At 43.5% G+C, this 21,794-nt stretch carries 22 protein-coding genes; 15 read left to right on the forward strand and 7 right to left on the reverse strand.

The window, feature by feature from the left end; genetic code table 11:
- Window positions 1-96: 96 nt before the first annotated feature.
- Entirely contained in the window at window positions 97-981 is an 885-nt protein-coding gene (locus VCHENC03_RS23670; RefSeq protein WP_009704327.1) for a LysR family transcriptional regulator, read from the reverse strand.
- A gap of 188 nt (window positions 982-1,169) precedes the next feature.
- Here VCHENC03_RS23670 and VCHENC03_RS23665 point away from each other — a divergent pair, with 188 nt between their 5' ends.
- The 4 genes from VCHENC03_RS23665 to VCHENC03_RS23655 all read left to right on the forward strand — a co-directional run bounded on the left by VCHENC03_RS23665 (window position 1,170) and on the right by VCHENC03_RS23655 (window position 4,157).
- Complete coding sequence (locus VCHENC03_RS23665; protein ID WP_009704328.1) at window positions 1,170-2,066, forward strand: SDR family oxidoreductase; 897 nt, start codon at window positions 1,170-1,172, stop codon at window positions 2,064-2,066.
- A gap of 260 nt (window positions 2,067-2,326) precedes the next feature.
- Window positions 2,327-2,689, forward strand: a complete 363-nt coding sequence (locus VCHENC03_RS0125260) for a hypothetical protein (RefSeq protein WP_157620996.1) — start codon at window positions 2,327-2,329, stop codon at window positions 2,687-2,689.
- Between the two features lie 52 nt (window positions 2,690-2,741).
- A complete protein-coding gene (locus VCHENC03_RS23660; protein ID WP_083481792.1) occupies window positions 2,742-3,479 on the forward strand; it encodes a HupE/UreJ family protein in 738 nt (245 codons plus the stop codon).
- 18 nt (window positions 3,480-3,497) lie between these two features.
- Entirely contained in the window at window positions 3,498-4,157 is a 660-nt protein-coding gene (locus VCHENC03_RS23655) for a hypothetical protein (RefSeq protein ID WP_009704332.1), read from the forward strand.
- Between the two features lie 44 nt (window positions 4,158-4,201).
- Here VCHENC03_RS23655 and VCHENC03_RS23650 read toward each other — a convergent pair whose 3' ends face one another.
- Entirely contained in the window at window positions 4,202-5,143 is a 942-nt protein-coding gene (locus VCHENC03_RS23650) for a LysR substrate-binding domain-containing protein (RefSeq protein WP_009704333.1), read from the reverse strand.
- Between the two features lie 121 nt (window positions 5,144-5,264).
- Here VCHENC03_RS23650 and VCHENC03_RS23645 point away from each other — a divergent pair, with 121 nt between their 5' ends.
- Complete coding sequence (locus VCHENC03_RS23645; protein WP_009704334.1) at window positions 5,265-6,701, forward strand: Mur ligase family protein; 1,437 nt, start codon at window positions 5,265-5,267, stop codon at window positions 6,699-6,701.
- On the forward strand, window positions 6,698-7,921 hold the full coding sequence (locus VCHENC03_RS23640; RefSeq protein ID WP_009704335.1) for an MFS transporter: 1,224 nt from the start codon (window positions 6,698-6,700) through the stop codon (window positions 7,919-7,921). The genes VCHENC03_RS23645 and VCHENC03_RS23640 overlap by 4 nt, the downstream gene beginning before the upstream one ends.
- A gap of 58 nt (window positions 7,922-7,979) precedes the next feature.
- Here the strand turns inward: VCHENC03_RS23640 and VCHENC03_RS23635 are convergent, their stop codons facing one another.
- Entirely contained in the window at window positions 7,980-8,606 is a 627-nt protein-coding gene (locus tag VCHENC03_RS23635; RefSeq protein ID WP_009704336.1) for a hypothetical protein, read from the reverse strand.
- A gap of 487 nt (window positions 8,607-9,093) precedes the next feature.
- On the opposite strand from VCHENC03_RS23635, the gene VCHENC03_RS23630 reads away from it, so the two are divergent.
- Both VCHENC03_RS23630 and VCHENC03_RS23625 read left to right on the forward strand, forming a co-directional pair.
- The gene (locus VCHENC03_RS23630) at window positions 9,094-10,260 is read left to right on the forward strand and encodes a hypothetical protein (protein ID WP_009704337.1); all 1,167 of its coding nucleotides are present in this window, start codon (window positions 9,094-9,096) and stop codon (window positions 10,258-10,260) included.
- A gap of 397 nt (window positions 10,261-10,657) precedes the next feature.
- Window positions 10,658-11,173, forward strand: a complete 516-nt coding sequence (locus VCHENC03_RS23625; RefSeq protein WP_009704339.1) for a hypothetical protein — start codon at window positions 10,658-10,660, stop codon at window positions 11,171-11,173.
- An 86-nt stretch (window positions 11,174-11,259) separates the two neighbouring features.
- Here VCHENC03_RS23625 and VCHENC03_RS23620 read toward each other — a convergent pair whose 3' ends face one another.
- The gene (locus tag VCHENC03_RS23620) at window positions 11,260-12,183 is read right to left on the reverse strand and encodes a LysR family transcriptional regulator (RefSeq protein ID WP_009704340.1); all 924 of its coding nucleotides are present in this window, start codon (window positions 12,181-12,183) and stop codon (window positions 11,260-11,262) included.
- Window positions 12,184-12,331: 148 nt separating this feature from the next.
- On the opposite strand from VCHENC03_RS23620, the gene VCHENC03_RS23615 reads away from it, so the two are divergent.
- Together VCHENC03_RS23615 and VCHENC03_RS23610 are read left to right on the forward strand one after the other, a co-directional pair.
- Window positions 12,332-12,574: a hypothetical protein gene (locus VCHENC03_RS23615; RefSeq protein WP_009704341.1), complete on the forward strand. Its 243-nt coding sequence runs from the start codon at window positions 12,332-12,334 to the stop codon at window positions 12,572-12,574.
- A gap of 53 nt (window positions 12,575-12,627) precedes the next feature.
- Window positions 12,628-13,179, forward strand: a complete 552-nt coding sequence (locus VCHENC03_RS23610) for a carboxymuconolactone decarboxylase family protein (protein WP_009704342.1) — start codon at window positions 12,628-12,630, stop codon at window positions 13,177-13,179.
- Between the two features lie 99 nt (window positions 13,180-13,278).
- On the opposite strand, the gene VCHENC03_RS0125265 is transcribed toward VCHENC03_RS23610, so the two are convergent.
- The 3 genes from VCHENC03_RS0125265 to VCHENC03_RS23600 form a co-directional block, all read right to left on the reverse strand.
- Entirely contained in the window at window positions 13,279-13,800 is a 522-nt protein-coding gene (locus VCHENC03_RS0125265; protein WP_032801976.1) for a YgjV family protein, read from the reverse strand.
- A gap of 92 nt (window positions 13,801-13,892) precedes the next feature.
- Complete coding sequence (locus VCHENC03_RS23605; protein ID WP_009704343.1) at window positions 13,893-14,465, reverse strand: Crp/Fnr family transcriptional regulator; 573 nt, start codon at window positions 14,463-14,465, stop codon at window positions 13,893-13,895.
- Window positions 14,466-14,713: 248 nt separating this feature from the next.
- Window positions 14,714-16,081 carry an MATE family efflux transporter gene (locus VCHENC03_RS23600; RefSeq protein ID WP_009704344.1) on the reverse strand — a complete coding sequence of 456 codons (1,368 nt, stop codon included), beginning with the start codon at window positions 16,079-16,081 and terminating at the stop codon, window positions 14,714-14,716.
- A gap of 198 nt (window positions 16,082-16,279) precedes the next feature.
- Here VCHENC03_RS23600 and VCHENC03_RS23595 point away from each other — a divergent pair, with 198 nt between their 5' ends.
- From VCHENC03_RS23595 to VCHENC03_RS23575, 5 genes are all read left to right on the forward strand, one after another.
- A complete protein-coding gene (locus tag VCHENC03_RS23595; protein WP_032801977.1) occupies window positions 16,280-16,993 on the forward strand; it encodes a helix-turn-helix domain-containing protein in 714 nt (237 codons plus the stop codon).
- Between the two features lie 98 nt (window positions 16,994-17,091).
- Window positions 17,092-18,027 (forward strand): DMT family transporter, encoded by a 936-nt coding sequence (locus VCHENC03_RS23590; protein ID WP_009704346.1) that lies wholly within the window; start codon window positions 17,092-17,094, stop codon window positions 18,025-18,027.
- A 189-nt stretch (window positions 18,028-18,216) separates the two neighbouring features.
- A complete protein-coding gene (gene msrP, locus VCHENC03_RS23585; RefSeq protein ID WP_009704347.1) occupies window positions 18,217-19,221 on the forward strand; it encodes a protein-methionine-sulfoxide reductase catalytic subunit MsrP in 1,005 nt (334 codons plus the stop codon).
- Window positions 19,218-19,835: a protein-methionine-sulfoxide reductase heme-binding subunit MsrQ gene (msrQ, locus tag VCHENC03_RS23580; RefSeq protein ID WP_009704348.1), complete on the forward strand. Its 618-nt coding sequence runs from the start codon at window positions 19,218-19,220 to the stop codon at window positions 19,833-19,835. The genes msrP and msrQ overlap by 4 nt, the downstream gene beginning before the upstream one ends.
- 416 nt (window positions 19,836-20,251) lie before the next feature.
- Entirely contained in the window at window positions 20,252-21,760 is a 1,509-nt protein-coding gene (locus VCHENC03_RS23575; RefSeq protein WP_009704349.1) for a DUF3360 domain-containing protein, read from the forward strand.
- The last annotated feature ends 34 nt before the right edge of the window (window positions 21,761-21,794 follow it).

Genomic DNA, 21,794 nt, shown 5'->3' on the forward strand with positions numbered 1-21,794 from the left:
CGTTATTAGAAGATAACAAAGCCCACTTTCCGGTGGGCTTTTCTTTTGGGAATACTGTGCTTAGGGATTACTGAGTTTCATAGGAGACGTTCGACGTTATTCAAACGCATCAGTTTTTTGCTTCAAGAACTCAATGAGAGTGCGAACTCGAAGCGGCATCAAGGCTTTCTCTTGGTACACCGCATAAATCGGGATCTCTAAGTCGTGCACATCGGGTAGGATGCGAACTAAATCTCCTCGCGCTAATTCTTCCTTCATCATAAAGCTTGGCATGATGGCAAACCCAAGATGATTCAAAACGAATTCTTTGACCGTGGCCGCGGTTCTTACTTGCACTTTAGGGCTATGAACCAAGCGCGTGACATGACCTTGGCTGTTGGTCATCGTGAGTTGCTTATCACCGTGAACGATATGGTGGCTAATCCAATCTAGCGAGAGAAGATCTTCCGGTGTCGATACCGTTTCTACCTTGCTGAGATAGATTGGCGTGGCGCAAATCATGTCGCGAAAATAGCCCAGTCTAACCGCATATAAACTCGAATCTTCTAAAGCGGAAGAGGCGCGCAATGCAATATCACAACGAGATTCAATCAGATTGCTGTAACTGTCGCTCTCAATAATGTCGAGTTTGATTTCCGGATAGAGGTGTAAGAACTCACTCAATATATCGACCAAAGCTGAGCTAGGCGTGGAGATACGAATCGTCCCACTTGGAATTTGATTGGCATCTTGTGTTTCTGCATTAGCTTCAGACGCAATATCACCAATCAGTTTGCACTTTTCGTAGTAGCGTAAACCTGCATCAGTCAACGAAAGGGAGCGTGTCGTGCGATGCAATAGACGAGTATTCAACGCTTGCTCTAGTTTAGAGACGATTTGTGAGACGCGTGCTTTGCCAATATCAAGATCGTCAGCTGCTTGAGTAAAGGATTGCTTCTCTGCCACTTTGGCAAAGACCATCATGTCATCGAGTGATATCATACCGATTACTTCCCAAAAGCTATTTAGTATTGTTTAGTCAGAATGAACAATTAGTTTAATCAAAGGCTAATTATCTATCAATCATCAAACGATATAGTGTCTCCATCGACAGCGGGAAGCCAAAACAGCTTGGTCATTTCCGCCTTGTTCAGAAAGAAATAATGTAAGAATTGAATGGAGAAACCATCATGTCAGATCGCAAAATCCTAGTAACAGGCGCATCAGGTAAACTCGGCTCACAAGTAGTAAAAGAATTGCTTGAAGACCTAAATGTACAACCAAGCCAATTGATTGTGACCACTCGTAATGCAGGCAAACTGCAAGCGCTAGCAAGCCAAGGTGTGGATGTTCGCGAGGCTGATTTTTCAAGCCCAGAGTCACTAGAGCAAGCCTTCCAAGGAGCAGACAGCATGCTGTTGATCAGCATCGACGCCTCTGGTCCTCGCACTCAAGCACACTTGAATGCAGTCGCGGCAGCAGAAAAAGTAGGGGTGAGCCACATTGCTTACACGTCAATGCCTTCGGCAGAAAGCTCGCCAGTGATGTTCGCTCATGAGCATGAAGCGACCGAGAATGCGATTAAACAAAGCAGTATCGCTAATGCGACCATCATGCGTAACAACTGGTACTTCGAGAACTTGGCAGAATACTTTGCGAGCATTCTACAATCGGGTCATTGGTTGACGTCGGCAGCAGAAGGGCGCTCTGCACAACTATCGCGCAAAGATCTCGCTTTTGCTGCGGCATCTGCTCTCGTAAAACCAGCGCAGGGCAAAGTGGTATTGCCAATGAACGGTGCGCAATCTCTAACACATGCAGAAATGGCGAAAGTGATAGATAAAGTTCTCGGTACGACTATCAACATGGTTAACCTGTCTGACGAAGATTACCAAGCACAGCTTGAGTCGTTTGAGTTGCCTGCTCCCATCGTAGAGTTGTGTGTGACGATGGATAAGCATAACCGCGGAAACTACTCAGATGGCACAAGTGAAGCTTTTGAACAACTGACAGGCAAGCAGCCTCAGAGCTTCGAAGCTTGGTTAGAAGAGAACAAAGCAGAGCTGCAAAAACTAACGAATGCTTAAGCTTATTTGAAACCACCAAGGGACTCGTTTGAGTCCCTTTATTTTTTACATACATTGTCACTGGAATCAGGCTATTTGACTGCCTGCATATTGCGAAGCACACTTCCAGTTTTGTTCAGAGGTAAATCGCTTATTCGTATGAATGCGTAGGAAAGGCAAAGAGTCTGGGAGCAAGGTAACGGAGTCTTTAATCCATCTTGATCTTTCGAAATTGTTATAATATAACGCTTATAACTTCTTCAGACGCACAAAAGATAGCAATGACTATAAGATCTAATTCATTACATCGCACGATTAGCTCTTTCATGCTGCTTGTTATTACTATTTGTATGACGTCTTCTGCTGTTGGTGAGTTTCGCTCACACACCCTCCCAACTAATTATTCTTCAGACTCACATTCACATGATCATCATCATGAGTTTCATGCTGTTGATAGTGAGCATCAGTTTCAACATGATATGAGTAGCCATCACCATAGCTATGATGCAGCCACATTACGTGCCGTGCAGCCAATGGTTTCACTCAATTGGCTAGTGTTGATTGCTGCTAACCTACTAGACGGTAAACCACTCTACCGTCCCTTTAAGCTCGAACGTCCTCCAAGAAGTTTGTTTGTTGAATAAAACTCGCCGCTAACTGCGGTTACTAGACAATAAACAAAACAACGGAAATTACATGAATTTATTCTTTTCATGCGAGAAGTCGTGTCTAACCCTCCCGACACAACTTTGTAAGAGGTCGCTTTACCTCATCTTTATCTTTGTCTCTTTGATCAGCACAGAGGCACTTGCTCACGCTGTCGCTCAGGGTGATAAGGGATATATCCAAGAAATCTCAGGTACAAATATAATCTCGTTTATGTACTTAGGTGCGAAACATATGGTGACAGGGTATGACCATATTCTCTTCTTGCTCGGCGTGATCTTTTTTCTCTATAAGATGAAAGATATCGCTTTGTATGTCAGTTTGTTCGCACTTGGCCATTCGTCAACAATGTTGCTTGGTGTGTACTTTAATATTGGTATTAACAGCTACATTATTGATGCGATCATCGGCTTATCGGTGGTCTACAAGGCAATGGATAACATTGGTGCGTTTAAGCGTTGGTTCGGCGTTCAGCCTAACACTAAAGTCGCGACACTTTTGTTTGGGTTCTGTCATGGCTTTGGCTTGTCGTCAAAAATTATTGAATACGATATCTCTCCTGACGGGTTAATTCCTAACTTGTTGGCGTTCAACATAGGCGTGGAAATTGGGCAACTTATCGCCCTAGGCTGCATATTGATTGTTATGGGATTTTGGAGGAGGCACACAAGCTTCGTCCGTCAAGCATACTCAGTCAATATCGTCATGATGAGCTTGGGTTTCATGCTCATTGGTTATCAATTAACCGGCTACGTTGTTGCTCAATAAAATTAAAAGGAAATAATTATGTATAACTCTGATATGCCAACACGCGCGGAACTGCCAACAACCAAACAGCTTATTCGTTCGACACTGATTGCGCTTTCTACGGCAATGGTACTGCTCGTTACCGTTATTTTACCTGCGGAATATGCTATTGACCCAACCGGGGTTGGCAAAGTACTTGGTTTGACGGAAATGGGAGAGATCAAGGCTCAATTAGAGCAGGAAGCCGCAGAAGATGAAGCCAGAACTCGAGTTTTGGTTGCGACAAAAGTGGAAATTGAAGCACCGAAAACGGCGACCAAAGCGAATGAACTTGTTGAAGAAAATATGGGCTCTGTCGCCGAGAGTAACAAAACAGAGGAGCCAGTTTGGCGCGATCGCAAGATAATTTCTCTCGAACCAGGTCAAGGGGCAGAAGTGAAGCTTGTCATGAATAAAGGGCAGGTTGCTCAGTATGAGTGGAGATCGAAAGGTGGACCTGTGAATCACGATACTCACGGTGATGGGAACGGTCAGTCGATTAGCTACGAGAGAGGTCGTGGAGTTCCAAGCGGTGAGGGGGAGCTTGTCGCTGCTTTTGATGGGAGCCATGGTTGGTTCTTTAGAAACAGAAATAAGGGCAAAGTAATGGTCATATTGAAAACAAATGGTGATTACGCCCAAATCAAACGAGTACTATAAAAGTGATCAAAAGCCCTCTAAGTGAGGGCTTTTTAATTCCGGTATTAATCGACTTTGGTACGTAGGTGATTCACCTTTTCAATCACGACACTAGTGATGAGGTCTGATAGCCATGAAATACGGGGATGGGCACTATCAGCGCGTAAAGCAACGAGTTCTACGTCAAAGTCCGGAATATCAATAGGTGGCTCACAAAGAGTTAACGAGTCGTCAATCAGGTCTGTTCGACTCACCATTTCTGCCATTACGGCTAAGATTTTCCGACCCGTTAGCATTCTTCTGATTGTTAAAAATCGCGTGGTACCCAAAACGACGTTTCTTTTTACGCCAAGCTCACTCAGCGTTTTATCCACTCGAGTAGATAACGTTTGATTTGCGGTGACGATCATTTGGGGAGTGTCTAAGTAAGTTTGCAACGAAATCGGTAAATCACAATCTAGAACCTGATTGTCAAACGTACATAAATGCTTCTCTCGATACAGGAACGTACTCTTTAATTTGGCCGGCAGCTCAGAGAATACACCAATACACAGATCAACATTTCTCGATTCCAGTTCTTCTACGCAGTTGCTGCTGTCTACCGGTTTAAAAATCACTTTTGCATTGGGTGCTAACTTTTGTAATTGATCAAAGAGTTGGGGAGCGAAGATTTGTTCAGCATAATCACTGAATCCAACTTTGAAAGTACCGCAAAAATCCTCAGGCTGAAACCCTTCCAGATTCATTATGTCGTGACTAAAAATAGTCATGATCTGCCTTACTTTAGGCTCGATTTCATACGCTCTTGTTGTTGGGCGCATTGTATTGCCATCCCTTTCAAACAGAGGATCGGACAATAACTCACGTAACCTTTTTAAGTTATAACTAGTTGCGGGTTGGCCTAAGTGCAAAGACTCTGCGGCTTTGGAGACACTGCGATAGCGAAACAACGCATCAAAGGTAAGCAATAAGTTCAGGTCAACTCTTTGCCAATTTACTTCGGCCATAAGTATCTCTCTTTAATGATTTGGTTATTAGTCTATTCGATGCGGATTATAAAATCATTCGATTTCATTAATGAAGATTGGCTTCTTATACTCGGCTGAGCTTTGAGTTAAGGAGTTTCAGATGCCAAACCATGTAATTTCAGAACAATTAAAAATATTGGATTCGTTAGAAGTTAGTGCTTTTAGAACCAGAAGTGATGAAGTTCAATTAAATGATGTATTTGTTTGTCGGCAAGGTCTTAGCCTTGATGGGCATGACTTTGCTCAGCATGCTGTCGAGCGGGGAGCGAGTGCTGTTGTTTGTAATCAGCCGCTGAACCTTACTGTTCCTACCATAGTGACCGAAAGTTACTATCAATCTCTTGCTTTGATCAAGGCGTACTATAGACACCCACATCAGTCTATTCGTCACATCGGTATCACTGGCACCAATGGCAAAACAACGGTTTCTTACTGCTTAAATCAAATCCTCAATCAAAACCATCGAAGTGCTTACATAGGAACGCTTGGAGCAAAACTCAATGAAGACATGCTTCCTTTAAACAATACAACGCCAGATGGTGTCGCTCTATTGAACATGTTTAAGACGATGCAAAGCGATCAAACTGAGTTCAACGTGATGGAACTGAGTAGTCATGCCCTCAATCAAGACCGAGCGGGATTTGTTTCGCTTGAAGTTGGTGTGATTACGAATATTGGCGCTGACCACTTAGACTTTCATCGCACTAAAGATAACTATGTTCAGTCGAAGCTTCAAATTGTCGATCGTATACAACCAAACGGTACCTTGGTGGTTAATCTCTCCGATCCACATGCTACCTCTGCACTAGATAGAGCTTCAAAAAGAGTCAAAGTCATTACTTTTTCAATGAGCGACCTTGCCGCTGATATAACGGCGACAAATTTAAAGCCAAGCTTAAGAGGAATGCGCTTTCTATTGACGATTGGCAAAGATAGTCATGAGGTAAGCTCTCCAATGCCCTTTGAATACAATGTTGAGAATGCTCTCGCAATTGCATCCATATTGGCGTCGATGGGCTGGAATATAAAAAGAATTTCAGAAGCAATTGAAAATATAAGCATGCCTCCTGGGCGCGCGCAGTTTATTGAATTATCAAACGGCGCTTTGGGACTGGTTGATTATGCGCACAACAGTGATGGATTAAATGCACTCTTAAAAGCAGTACGGGAAGAGGCACAGCAAAGGTTGATTGTTGTCGCGGGGGTAACTGGAGACCGTATTCAGCAAGCTGGCAATATTGGAGAGGTCTGTGCCCAATACGCTGACCTTGTTATTTTTACCTCAGATGACCCAATGGGCGCATTGCAAAGTGAACTCTTTAGAATACTCAGTTCTCGGGTCGGTGATACTCCAACTTTTGAAGTAAATGATCGTACTGAAGCGATCGCGCTAGCTAAGCAATTGAGCAATAGAGGGGATCTCGTTGTTGTATGTGGAAAAGGAAACGAAAAATTCCAATATGTGAGTGATGGGAAATCTTGTAAACGCCAATACATCGGAGATCTCGATGCGCTACAACAAGAGGCGACGATATGAGTCTTATGGGCAATAAATCTTTATGGGGCAATAGAGATTACGTCAGGTTATTCGTTGCTCAGGTTATCTCTTTGTTAGGCTCTGGATTGAGTTCTGTTTGCCTTGCGTTACTTGCCTATGAGTTGGCAGATAGCGATGCAAGTGTGGTGTTAAGTATCGCTTTTGCTCTTAAGATGATCGCTTACATAGTCTTAGCGCCAATTTTTGCGGTATTAAGCCAACGATGGTCGAAAAAGAAAGCGTTGATCATTTTAGATTTGATCAGAGCAATGCTATTTGTCGCATTGCCATTCGCGAATCAGGTTTGGCATGTCTATGTGCTTATGTTTGCCATCAACGCTTGTTCTGCTGCTTTTACGCCGCTATATCAGGCAACGCTACCAAGTGTGTTACCCGTGCGAGAGCACTATACAAAGGCTTTATCTTTCAGTCGAATTGCTTATGACTTGGAGCAAATAGTGAGCCCTGTATTAAGTGCGATATTGTTAACGATATTGAGTTTTCGTCAATTGTTTTGGATTGATGCTATGACATTCGTACTGTCAGCAATACTGATTCTTGTTTCTTTTATACCGTCCGTTGAGAAGGAAATTAGTAAGACTGAAACTCTCAAGTTCCGCTCTTTGTACAATGGTCTTTCCGCTTATTTGGCTCACCCATCTCTACGCCTACTCTGGTGTGCTTACCTTGCCGTAGCATCAGCAAGTGCGATGGTTATCGTTAATACCGTTGTGTATGTTCATGATGTTTTACTAGGCGGAGATAGTGAAACAGCGCTTGCACTGTTTACTGTTGGTTTGGGTTCAATGGTTGTTGCTCTCGTGCTACCCAAGTTAGTACGAATCAACAAACCACAACGTTATCATCTTCATGGGCTTTTATTGATAAGTGCAGCATTTTATCTCGGGACTTGGTTGCCTGGTTGGATTGGTTTTGTTGTCCTTTGTATTTCTTTGGGGGTGGGAATGTCATGCATCCAGACGACATCAGGGTTAATTATTAATGATGTTTGTGAAGGGGAAGAGGCAAGCCAGTATTTCGCTGCTCATTTCTCTCTAACACACTTTTGGTGGTTGCTTACCTATCTAACTGCGGGTTTATCTGCAAGTCGGTTTGGCTTGGAAGGCGCTTATTGGGTGATGCTTACCATTTCTACAATAAGCGGGTTTATGTATTTATATCTGCTACGGAGAGGTGAAAAGAGTTGTTTATCATATTAATCTTCGGTCCTTTAACAGATATGTGACAGTTCTTTGTGATTCGCAAATTCAGCAAGCGTTAGCTTTGCACTTTAGAGAGTATTGGATATTCATCTCCTACTAAGCATACAAGCGCACCCCAAAAAGCTTTGTCGTAACGTACTTTTCCTTTTGGATCTGAGCTTTCTGTACTCACATCACCGTCCACAATTTGGTTGATTTCTTGTGCAACTTTGATTGGAACCAACCAGATGCAAGCGGCGAGGGAGCAAGCTGATGATGACGATTGGCACCCTGTTTCTGAGCTTCCTCGCGCCCACTGACTGTTTGTTTCTTTTAGCAACAATTGTGTTGCCAGATAGTCTGGATGGCCGATGTACTGGTCACCACCAATCCATGTATCGCTGTAAGGTAGGTATGGTCCTTGCCATGTAGATAAACCTGGGTTTTCTATTAAGTTATTGATGTTCAGGTAACCAAATTTGGGGTCTGTATCAGAGGTGATTGGTGGCAGGGTGCCATTTTCATGAGCATATCGTTTCGCAGAATCAAGGACAGCTTTTAGTTGTCCAATTAAAAACTTTGCCTCTTCAGAGTGTGAAACATTGGTGCTCGATTGACTATAAACCAAAGTACCTCCGACCAGCATCAGTAGGGCGAATGCAGCTCGTTTCCATTTTTTGTGCTTTTGAATAGACGTCAACATTTAGCCTTCTTTCCTCTGAGGTTTTTCTTATAAGGTCACGGTTGTGACAAAGGTTATATCAGCTTTACTCGAAGTAGAAGTCAGCACTTTAAAGTTGTGCCCAATTCATCATTTATTTACCTATCTATACTCCTACTATGGAAGCAAACAGTCTCGTTTTAGTTGCTTTTAAATAATGCCAAGTATTAATTAGTTGTTGTTTAATTATTTAAGAATAAATTAGGTAATACTTATTTAATCAAGTTTCTAATTAATTTCTTCTTCATGGTAAATTAGAGTAAATATACAACAATTAATATCTAATGATATTTACCGTACTCACAACTATTATATAGAAGAGAAAATAATGTGATTTTCCCCTTCATAATGAGCTTTTAATTAGTAATAATATCTTATTGAGCGGTTACTTCATCACCACTATTTATTCTAAGTGTCAAATTTATCATATTGTAACAAATTCTTACATTTGATAATTAGGGCCAACTTAATGCGATATCAATCTTCTCCAAGTGACCACACAGAACAAGTACAACAATCTGTTCAAGAACGCGCCACCCAACAACGTTTAGCTCGTAAGGAAGAGCTAAAAGTGACACAAGCAGACAATAAACGCTGGGCAGCAAATCGAGAAAGAGTCATTGCTGAACGCAACAACGAAAACACAGACGTAGCGCTAACACCATTAAAAGAAAATAAGAAAAAGAGTGGACTGAGTTCTTTGTTGTGCGCGAAACCGAGTTTTTCCAAACTCCCAACCAAGGCCGTTGCATATTGTTGGGTGAATACAAAAGCGGAAAGTGGTGAAGACAATATTATTCCAAGTGTTGAAAAGGAACATGGCCTACTGAACGTCATTAGTAATGCCAAAATTACCCCAAAGGTAAAACACATTATCTATGTTGATAGACGTACTAAAGGGCGAACTTGTTACGACTCACGCGTTGAGCTTCCTGACAATGTTAAGTTCGTTTCAGTGGATGAATTGCTGAAGAAGAAAAACATGGAGTCGCCAGCCATTGCCGAGAAGATGACAGAATTGTATGAGGCAAGCATCAATCACGGTAGCCCGGCTTTTGTAAAGAACATGGTCTCTTTACTGGCTTTAAATGCCGGAGATTACTTCTTCGATATCGGTGTTAGCATCACGCCCGATGGTAATTTAGCTAAGCACCTTAATGGCCAGAGCAAGTTTTCCGGCGGTGCGGTAGGTAACGGAAGTTATCTGATGGGGGGACACAATAAAGAGGATATTGAGACGGTTGTCGAGTACCTCTACGAAATGTATACCTGTGAAAGACCACCAACGGTACATCCTAAAAAAGCAGTAGAGGTCTTAGAAAGTCTCGATAAATCGTTGTCACCCGCGGATGTAATCAGCGCAGTAACAAGCAACTCGAAATTAGACGAAAAAATCACGCCAGCGGACTTCGTTACTTACTCTCGTAAGATGGAGCAGGGATTTGCTGAGCGAGGCGTTAAGACTACAGAATGCGAATATGCTCGTCACACGGACGTTGTCTTTGGTAACAACATTGCAGTACTCACTACTAAAGTGAAAACGGGCTTTAGGAGCGGAACAGACTTCGTTAATACCCATAAGATGAGCCACATTCACAAAACCAAAGTGGAAGCGCATCACGTGCCGGTTTTGTAGGGTGGGCAGCTCTTAAACACAGAAGGGACTCATTTGAGTCCCTTTATATTGAAATTAGATTGCGGGCTTTGGGCTAGAGGTTAAAGCTATTTTTGCTTCGTATCTCAGTAGAACTTCATTGTCCAATACAACGTTTGTTGACCAAATGAAACTTGCCCAAGCCCCACTGAATTGCTCGATGAAGTTCATATAAGATTTTTGGTTGTTGTAAGACCTTGGGTAATGCTAGTTGAACCTCTGTAATCATCGAGGCTTCAAAGGTGTCTAGGAGGCAAACTCATACGCAATTCAATCTTTCATTTTTGAATGAATAAGAATCAAACCTGTCTATTTTTGAACTCTATTGTGTTTCGTAGAATAGCGCCATCAACTTGCTAACACATAATGAAGGTTTCCTATGAGCACATCACAACTAATTCTTGAGCTATCTCTTATCGGCACAATGCTACTCGTTACGGGTGTCTTTTTGGTTTGTAGCTATGACAAAACCGATAGCGTAGGGACGAAAGTTCAAAAGATCTTAACGGGTCTTCTTGGTGCCTTTATGGTGATGGCGGGAACAGTAAAATTCTTCGACCCGTTTACGACCATGTTTGCAAAACAAATCGCACTGAGTGAACTGCCTTTCCCGACGCTGTCTCGATGGATGGGTCAATTAGGTGAGATTTTTGCAGGCTTACTGCTACTGGCGGTGATGATTGGTAATAAGGCACTCGCGGCACCGATTAAAGATAAAGCGATGCAATTATCAACGCTATTAACGACCGCAATTATGATTGTCGCGGTGTATGTTCACCTATTGCCGAGTGTGCCGGCAGAAGTGCTACCGCTTCAGTCTAAACCACCTGTAATGACACTGATTATTCTTGGATTAGCTTGGTTAAATGCGTTCCTATATTTTCGTAAAAAGTAATCGCTAAAGTCACAAAATAAACGCCAGATTAGTTCGTCTAGTCTGGCGCATTTCATTTATAAATAGGCATTTCATAAATACAATAACTACGAATTTCGCTCTGAGTGAATCGAAGCCAGAAACTCCGCCGATTGCCCAAACCGCTCAAAAATCATATCTCTAAAGGCAACCACTCTGGTCGCTATCAGCTTTCTGTCTGCCCACACCAAGAATGCTTTACCCGTTGGGTATTCAACGTCTGGCAATATCTCTACTAACTCTTTTCTTGCTGCATGCTTTTCAAAGGCTGCTCTAGGCATCATACAGATCCCAGCTCCTTCTATTGTCGCATCAATATTTAAACGCAGACTGCTGATTGAGTAACGAGGCTGATAGGGAATGCGGATCGCCTTGCCATCTTCTTTTAGCTCCCAATATGGCAAGTTATTCCCTGAGAGTAGCTGATGGTTCATCAACTCTTCTGCTCGTTCTGGCAGACCATGTTTTTCAATATAGCTAGGTGATGCCGCTAGCATTAATGGTGATTCAAACAACTGACGCTGTATTAAATGATTGGCGTGAGGTGGGGTCGTCACAATGGCAAGGTCAATCTGCTCATCAAAGAAACGTTCTGTGCCTGCGCTAAATTGAATGGTGACGGATACCTCTGGGTGAAGCTGCATAAACTCAATCGCCATCTTTTGCAGGAAATTATCAGCAAACGGCTCAGGGCAAGAGACTCGGATTTCACCCGTTAATACGGGCTGACTATTCGAGAGCTGTGTCCATTCATCATTCAGCTGCATAAATAGGGCAGCGAAGCGCTGGTAATATTCGTCGCCAGCTGTCGTGAGTTGGAACTGTTTTGCATTCCGGTGTACCAGTTTTTCCCCAAGTTTATCCTCAAGACTTGCCACCGCCCTTGATAACGTTGGGGCTGAAACGTGTGTTTTAAGGCTCGCTGCTGCAAAGCCACCGCACTCGACAGATTGGCAAAACAGATAGAGATTGGAGATGTCTTTTGCTTTCATAATTGATCGCTCTTGAGGATTGCACTCTGAGTTAATCATTCAAATATGAAAGATTCAAGTTCAATGTTGTCTATTTTTGATTGTGATGAGCGGGGCTAATATAACCCCATCAGTTAGCCAATCGAAGTCAGGCATAAGAGAGTCAATCATGAAAAAGTTTTCACGTAAGTTCCAATACCCACTAATGGTTTCTATGGTTTTACCTACTATGCTTCTTAGCATGCCAGCCATCATGGTAGCTAAAACACAGCCAGAGAGCGGCGCATTCTTTGATGCATGGTTAAACGCGGTTTCACAAATGGTGCCATCTGCACTGTTAATTTTAGCTCTTGTAGCACCAGCGGTTCGTCTGTTCGTAACCAAAGTGCTGCTAGAGCCAGAGATAAAATAAGTAAACGTTAATAAGTCAGTAAAGTTAATAAGTTAGAGAATAGGAAAGAGATAATGAGCGATTTTAAACTACACACTGTTGAGTCAGCACCAGAAAAAAGTAAAGCAATCCTTGAAGGTGCACAAAAGCAAATGGGGATGATTCCTGGTCTTTACGCAGTAATGGCTGAGTCTCCTCAAATCCTAACAGCGTATACGCAACTGCATCAGCAATTCACGAACACATCATTCGACGCTGAAGAGCTAACAGTTGTGTGGCAAACCATCAATGTTGAACACGAGTGTCACTACTGCGTCCCTGCACACACTGGGATCGCGCACTCAATGAAGGTTGATCCTGCATTGACTGAAGCACTGCGTAACGATGAAGCAATGCCAACTGAAAAGCTTCAAGCACTAAAAGACTTCACTCTTGCTGTGGTTCGTGAGCGTGGCAATGTATCAGAAGCAGACCTAGCGGCATTCTTCGAGGCAGGTTACGGTCAGCAACAGGTTCTAGAAGTGATCCTTGGCTTATCGCAAAAAGTGATCAGCAACTACGTAAACCACGTAGCTCACACGCCAGTAGACAAAGTATTTGAAAAGTTTGCTTGGTCTAAAAATTAATCTAACAATCTAAAGAATATTGAGCGGGCTATAAGCTCGCTCTTTTTTTGCCAAATCGTCCGTTTTCATAGTGTTTGTCACGCAAGTACTGGCATCTATTTATATAGACTTTTTTTGAGTCAACAGACTCAAATGCATCCCATAATAACGACAATAGCCGATAATATTGCTGCCAATAAACAACAATTCCATCAGTACAGCGGTAGGAGAGCCTGCGAGGTAGTTGTGTATTAGCCAGAGCAAAGTTCCTACAATCATTAATTGACGTAAGCGTTGATCACTTTTGCAAAATGCAGCTGTGGTCTGAAATAGCGTTCCGCCAAAACTAAGCAAATTGATTAGGTCAACAAAGGTCACCACAGTGATCATTAAGGCAGAGGCTAAATAAAGAAACATCCACCTTTTCGATGTAGTAAAGATACTAGTGAAGTAGCGGATGCTCGCAAGTAACATTAAGCTTGCGGCGGTCCATTGCTCTAGTAGAACAAAGTGGGTGCTAATCAAGATGCCGGATGCACATAAGCAACAAACAATTTTTTGTCTTTTTTTAAATTGAAATGATATCAGATCGAATACGATGGCGATTGCTATCAATACTTGGGACCAAAGAAATGCCGACATGCTTCCCTCCTACAAAATTTAGAATAAATATGGAGGTGGGATTATGCGTAGATGTTCCGAAGTAGGAATTAACTAAAGTTAATTTCTACCTTTTATATTTCGCTTTTTATTCTGGCTTTCAATCTCGATAGGCTGACAGGGCTAATACCGATATAGCTGGCTATCTGAATGTTATTAAGTTTGGCTAACCAATGTGGCCAATACTGCAGTAAGTGCTGATACCTTTGCTCAGGCGTGTGGAGTAACAGCAGGGCTTCTTTCTGCTCCTTAAAAATTAACTGTTGTTGTAACAGTGTGACTTTGGCTTGTGGGAACGAAGGCAATGCCAGTAAATTCAGGGGTATCCTTATTACTTCTACAGCTGTAATAGCTTCAATTTGATATTGGGCAGGCATTCCCTGCAACCAACTTGAATAGAGGAAGCATAGCTCATCTTTAAAATAAAACTCTTTGCATCGCTCAAGACCGTTCTCACCGTAATGACAAGCTCTAAGTATTCCGGACATGATAAAAAAACCATAGTCCTGCTGGGAGCTCTGTGCGAGCAAGATATCTGATGGGTTTAGTGAGAGCAATTTAAACTGAGTTGACAGGGGTTCAACCGTTTGAGGTGGAACACCCATATCAGAGAAATAGTCAATCACCTTAGTGAACTTACCCAACATAAAAACAGGTTCCATATTTGCTTTATTTCACCAAGACTAACACATTTAATCACTAGAAATATCCCAGATATTATTGATTATCGGTGTATTTCAGTGGTGAAGCGAAGATGACCACTTGCTACGATGTTTTCAATACAAAGCCTTATCTAGACAGATACAAACTGAACTAGCTTTCTAAATCGCTTTGCCCTAAAACAGCCAGAATGAAGAGAAGCTAAGCGTTTATCTTTCTAATCCAAAATTCGTTATTACTTCACTGCTTCCACTTCCAACATCGACGCTTGAGTCGCAGACAAGTTTTGTTTTACATAGCTCGTTAACTGTAACCATGCAAACAAGCCCGCTAGAACGTTAGCAATTGTCGCCGCGATGACGATTGTAAAAATGTCACCCTGTAACGAACCAATAGCAATCGCTGGGATGTACAGAACCACCAATCTTACAAAGCAAACGAATAGGGCAGTCTTTGGTTTACCTAATGCGTTGAAGATAGAAGTAACAACCATACACAAACCTAAAGGGCCGTAGCTAAACGGAATCACCCAAAGCGCTAGCTTTAACCAGTCTTGCATTGTGTTATCCGCCGATAGTAGAGGAACAACGATTGGTAAACTCACCACCAACAAAGTTGCGATGGCCAAGTGGAACAAAATCACAAAGCGAGAAGCCGATTGAACGAGCGCTTGGATTGAATCAAAACGTTCGGCACCGAGTTCACGGCCGATCATCGGTGGCAAAGACATGGTGAGTGCCAGCGTGAAGATCAGCAAGAAGCTTTCCACCCGGTTTAATAAGCTCCAAAATGCGATTTCATTAGTACCAAGATGAGCGATGAACATAACCGTCACGAAAGCACTAACGGACGGTAATATCTGATTCATCATGGTTGGAATCGTGGTTTTGATCAGCAGAGCGACATCGTCTTTGCTAGCTAAAGCCGAAGAGAAAGGCGCGAACCATTGTCGACCTTTGGCTTTGTGCATCATGTAACCCGCGCTGATGGCAAAGCCAAGCATCGAGGCTAATGCAGCACCTGCAATCCCCATGTTTAGAACGAACATAAAGATCGGGTCGAGCACGAGGTTGATAAGGCTTGCGATAACAAAGACCGAACCAGTGACTTTAGTATCGCCGTTCGCACGGTAAACACAGGTCATCAAATACAGCACGGCACTTGATAGTGCGCTTAACAACCATAAGCCCCAGAACTGACTAAATAACGCTGCGAGCTGTTGATATTGTGCACCGCTGTCTTTCACAGAGACAAACGCAGAAAACACACTTTGCTCCACCAACCATAACGCAAATCCAATCAGTGCGATAAAAGCGCTGCCGACCAGTAACGCAAGTGAAGCGGTATTTGTCGCTCGTTGCGTATTATTTGCACCAAAAGCATGTGAAATGATCGACGTTGCTGCGACCCCAATGCCGACTTGAATGCCAATAAAGCCAGCTTGGAACGGCATTGTGATACCTTGCACAGTAAGCTCGTTCACGCCAAGCATACCTATAAACACCGCATCGATAAGTTGTACTGACATGATCGCAAAAAGGCCGACAGTCAGCGGCAGTGTTTTTTCGAGAACGGATTTTAAGGTCGAGGAAATCGCTATCATCACAAGGCTCTTGATTCGAAAGTTCGGGAACCGTGCCAGTATAGAGCTGCGATTATTAATGATAAGAGGGCTAATCCCTAAATCAGTTTTTAGATTTGGTTAATAATCCAAATCAGTCGGTGTGTTTGTGTTGTGTGTTCGACTGGTTATACTCAACGTATCTTTCTGAAAATAAGCGTATTCGTTAGCTAATCTGATATGAAAAATAGCCTCAGTATTCGAGCTTATACCAAGCAATTACAGAGCCATTCACACGGGGATTATCATCAATTGGTGTTGCCAATCCACGGCAATATTGCGATTGAGATGACAAACTTTGTCGGTAAAGTCACCGTTGGTGAGTGTGTCGTGATTCCTGCTGGCACTGAGCATGGATTTAAAGCTGATGAAGTGGCGCGTTTTATTGTCGCGGACTTGGACGTTTTGCCAGAGCACTTTCTTACGGAACAATTGGCTGTGTTTTCTGTTACTCCGCCACTGTTAAGCTATCTTCATTTTGTAGAGAAACAATTACAGCACCGAGTTGATAGTGGGCTAGAGAGCTCGATTTTGAATGTGTTCTCGATGCTTTTAGAGCAGCAGACTCACGTAAAGCCTGTTGACCCAAGGATTCGAGCAGTACAAAGCCATATTGCTGAAAACATAGATACGGCTTTGTCTATCCATGAGCTGGCTAAGATCGCTTTTTTGAGTCCGACTCAATTTAAGAAGCGATTTAAAGAAAGTCTTGGCGTCAGCACGTTGCAGTACATTACTGAGTTACGAATGGAAAAAGCCAAAGCTTTGCTAACACATACCGACTTGCCAGTCCAACTGATTGCCGAGCGAGTCGGGTACACCGATTTATCTGCGTTCAGTCGTCGCTTTTCAATCCACTTTGGTTTATCGCCACGCGAGTTAGCCCGTCAATAACGTCTCATTAAACGATTGTTGCGTCCTTTCTGCAAAGTTATGCCTTGTTAATCAACGTATCCTTTTCTCTATTGAAAATCAGTATAGAGAAATAAAGCATGTCATCTGTGGCGATTCAATCGACGAGCCAATATCAAGCGGGCGCACTGGCGATCTTGTTCGCTTCTTTGCTGTGGGGAACGACAGGCACAGCCGCGAGTTTTGCTCATCAAGTCAGTCCGTTAGCCATTGGCGCTTTTGCTATGGGTGTTGGTGGCGTGATTCAAGCAATGTTATCTTGGCGTAGCATCCGTCATCAATTCCATCAGATTTTACTGTTTAAGTTGGCGTTAGCAATAAGCAGCGTTGCATTAGCTGTATATCCTTTAGCGTTTTACACGTCGATGAAGCTTTCTGGTGTTGCCGTTGGTACCGTTATCTCGATTGCCAGCGCGCCTTTCTTTACTGTTTTAATAGAGTGTCTTTTTAGCAAAGGTAAGCACGTTTCTGTTCAATGGTGGGTGAGCTTCGCATTTGGTCTGGTGGGCATCATGATGTTAGTCATGGCGAAATCGGGTGGGGCGGTTGAATCAGACCAAGCCTCTTATCTTTTGGGCATCGTTTTGGGGCTCATCGCGGGGTTAAGTTACGCCATTTATTCGTGGGTCGCTAAGCGAATGATTGATAGCGGAATCAAATCGCAAGCGGCGTTAGGTAGTATCTTTGCTGGTGGTGCTCTGTTGTTATTACCTAGCTTAGTGTTTACCGGAGAGAACCTATTCACCGGTATCACGAACGCTTCTGTTTCAGTCTATATGGCGATCGTTCCAATGTGTTTGGGTTATCTCGCGTATGGTTATGGATTAAGGTACGTTGATGTTAGCAGTGCCAACCTTCTCACGTTGTTTGAACCGGTTGTTGCGGCGGTGCTGGCGGTTTGGGTTGTTGGGGAGAAGATTGCTATCTCTGGTTGGATTGGCGTTGGATTGATTGGTGTATGCCTGATTCTTCAAACCTTAGATAAAGATGCGAACAAACCAAAACAGGTGACATGATTTCCTAGCGAATAAGGTTTCCTTACTAACGAACATAGCCTCCTAGCAGACATCGATGAAAAGCGTTAACTCGCATGCATATCGGTTTTTCGTTTTCTATGAAATAGAACTGCCATTGCTACGGTCTGTCTTAATCAACGTATTACCAGTTCGCTATTTACTAAAGTATGAACACATTCGGGGAAGATTATGTGGATTAAGAAGAATCATCGCTGGGCTTTATCTGAAAACGAAGCGACGCCAGAGTCCGTCTATAAAGAGCGTCGAGAGATATTGAAAAAGCTTGGCATTGCGGTTGTCGGTATGCCACTCGCTGCGAATGCACAAGCGGGTATTTTGGACATCTTCTCGTCAAAGGAAAAGCCAGTCTCAGATAATCGAATTGACCTTAGTGTGACTAAGCCACAGCAGTATCAAGCGGATCTTTCCCTTACCCCTGAAAGTAAGGTTCTGAAATACAATAACTTCTATGAGTTTGGTACCGATAAGTCTGATCCTGCGAAAAACTCTTCTGAATTTGTGTCTGACCCATGGACGGTTGAGGTCGACGGCTTGGTGAATAACCCAATTAAGCTCGACTACGATGACATCTTTAACAAGTTCACGCTAGAAGAGCGAATCTATCGCTTACGTTGTGTGGAAGCGTGGTCTATGAACATTCCTTGGATTGGTTTTCCTTTAGCGGACATCATCAAAATGGCGGATCCCAAAAGTAGCGCGAAATACGTTGCTTTTGAAACCCTCTACGATCCGAAACAGTTCCCGGCCCAAGGCTCCTTTAGCAGTATTGAATATCCGTACGTCGAAGGGCTTCGTCTTGATGAGGCAATGAATCCGCTCGCGCTGATTTCTGTGGGGTTATACGGTAAGACGCTGGCACCACAAAACGGTGCGCCACTTCGCTTAGTTGTGCCGTGGAAGTACGGCTTCAAAAGCATCAAGTCTATTGTTCGAATTCGTTTAACCGACCGAGAGCCGCCAACAACGTGGAATCGTTTAGCGCCGAATGAGTACGGCTTTTACGCGAATGTGAACCCAAACGTCGACCACCCACGCTGGAGCCAAGCAAGCGAGCGTTTCATCGGTGAGGGCAGCGTGCTTAGTACTCGCAGGCAGCCAACATTGATGTTCAACGGCTACGAGGAAGAGGTGGCACATCTCTATAAGAATATGGACCTGAGGAAGTTCTATTGAGAAAGCTGACGCCAAAACACATCATTGCGCTTAAGATCCTTATCCATCTTGTCTCTTTAGGCTTTTTAGGTCTGCTGGTTATTGCGATTAATACCGACAACTTAGGTGGCGATCCTGTTCAAGGGATTATCCATTACACGGGCATTAGCGCGCTGAATACGCTGTTTATTACCTTGTTGGTTTCTCCGCTTGCGCGTTGGACCAAGCAGGGGTTGTTAGTTCGAGTTAGGAGACTACTCGGGCTTTACAGTTTTTTCTGGGCGGTGCTTCATTTGGTTGCGTTTGCGGTGCTTGATTTAGGGTTGGATTGGAGTTTACTTGCCTCTGAAATCGTCAAACGCCCTTATTTGACCGTTGGTGCGGCAGTATGGGTCATCTTATTACTTCTGACGGTGACTTCGACTCAATCCATTCAACGCAAGATGGGGCCTAAATGGCAAAAGCTGCATAACTGGGTTTACTTGGCCGCGATACTGGCGCCGATTCATTTCTATTGGTCGGTGAAGTCTGAGGTGGCAGAGCCAGCCATCTATATCCTAATCGCCATTGGTTTGTTGCTGGTGCGCTGGAAGACATTGAAGCAGCGAGTGTTTCGAAAAATGTTATCCAGTTGATGCGCTGTTAGACTAATTGCGATAAATGAATCAACAGACTAAAAGGGGCTACGTGAGCCCCTTTCTTTATTGGATAAAAAGCCGCTAACCCAAGCTTTCTGTTGCTGTTGGCTCACCACGCTTCCACACCTTTCGTTCGCTCTCGCCAAAGCCCTTAGGCTAGTTCTATCAAATCCCACCACAACGCTCATACCATTAGCCCGAACCCTACGACTAATGTCTAACTACCTGAGACTATTTGTATTTTTTCGTTTGGTATAAGGTACTAGCAACTGAATTCTAAGAGTTCATAAAGATCAGTCATCGAGTTCTCGTAGCAGAGAATTTATAGACAGCGACTCGCTTAATCTTCGTTTAGTGAGTAAACAACGTTGGTTGGAAAAACACACCTTAGAGTGTGAACGAAAGGAATCACAATGAGCAGCACTTTAGAGTCCGTACATATTGGAACAGATAAGCCTAAAGCCAGTGAGGATGAACTCACTTATGAACAACAGCATAAACCTAGCTCGGAATTTGAGTCCCGAGAACAATATTTAGAGCACGAGTTGCAAATCATGGCGCCTAAACGTTGGCGTCCCAATTTGCCGTTTAAAGACTATCGATTCGAGGTAGAAGACACCATTCCAGCGATGGCCGCGACCATTGGTAAAGTCGTTATGGTGGGAGCCATCGCAGCAACCTTTGCCGGTGCTCTAGGGTTGAACGAAGGCTTTATTTTAGAAAATGTTCGTTATGAACTACTTATCGCCTCTGTTTTCATAATTCTTTTTTCAGGCTTTCTACTGCCGACCGCAAACCTAGCGGGTACACACGGCCCACTCATTCCATTAATTCCTATCGTCGTTGCAGCAGGCGGGCACCCAATGGCCTTTGGTCTGCTGATTGGCGCTTTTGGCATACTGTTAGCCATCAGTAAAGGTGGTAGCATGCTGGCAAATCTCACCAGTAAAGGCGTGTGTGGCGGCTTATTACTCTACCTTGGCTTTGTTGGAACCGTCTCCCAAGTGAAAAAACTGTTCGCTTGGGCAGAGGGAATAGGGATGAGCCACATCGCTTTTGTCGTGATCTTTTGCACCATTATTTTATACGCATTACTGGAACACTTTCGCAAGCGTTGGCTAGCAGTCCCTCTTAGTTGCTTGCTAGGCGGTACCTTAGCTTTTGCTATGGGCGCTCCGTTTTCTTTTCAAACCGAGCCCGGCTTACCCAATATGAACCCTATGTATTGGTGGGGGGAAGACACAGGTTGGATGCTAGGTTTACCGACGATTGAACACTTCATGGTCGTACTGCCTTTTGCTATTTTAGCAGTGGCTATGTGGTCACCAGACTTCTTAGGACATCAGGTCTTTCAAAAAATCAGCTATCCAGAACGTACAGAAAAAGTGCATATGAACATCGACGATACCATGACTACCGCTTCCATTCGTCAGACGTTCGGTTCTCTGCTCGGTGGTACTAACTTTACGTCTTCGTGGGGGACTTACATCGTTCCGGCGGCTATCGCTAAACGTCCAATTCCTGCTGGTGCTTTGTTAACAGCACTGTTCTGTATTATCGCCGCTGTTTGGGGTTACCCAATGGATTTAGCGATCTGGCAACCAGTACTTTGTGTTGCGCTCATTGTTGGGGTATTTGTTCCTTTACTCGAAGCAGGAATGGAAATGACGCGTGAAGGGAAGACCACACAATCGGCGGCGATTGTTGTATTTTCTTCAGCGCTTGTTAACCCTGCGTTTGGTTGGTCGCTCACTATGCTGCTAGATAACTTAGGCTTAGTCGGCTGTAAAGAACGTAGTGGGGAACTCAGTAAAATGAGCCGTTGGGTGTTGCCTGGCATCATGTTTGTTGTGTTAACAAGCGTAATGGCATTGGTTGGTCTATTACCGGGAATTCCAGCGATTATTCCAAGCTTTCGTTAGATAGGATCATCGTACGATTTATGGTTTGAAGACT

The organism is Vibrio sp. HENC-03 (assembly GCF_000305755.2).
In the GTDB taxonomy this organism is placed as follows: Bacteria; Pseudomonadota; Gammaproteobacteria; order Enterobacterales; family Vibrionaceae; genus Vibrio; species Vibrio owensii.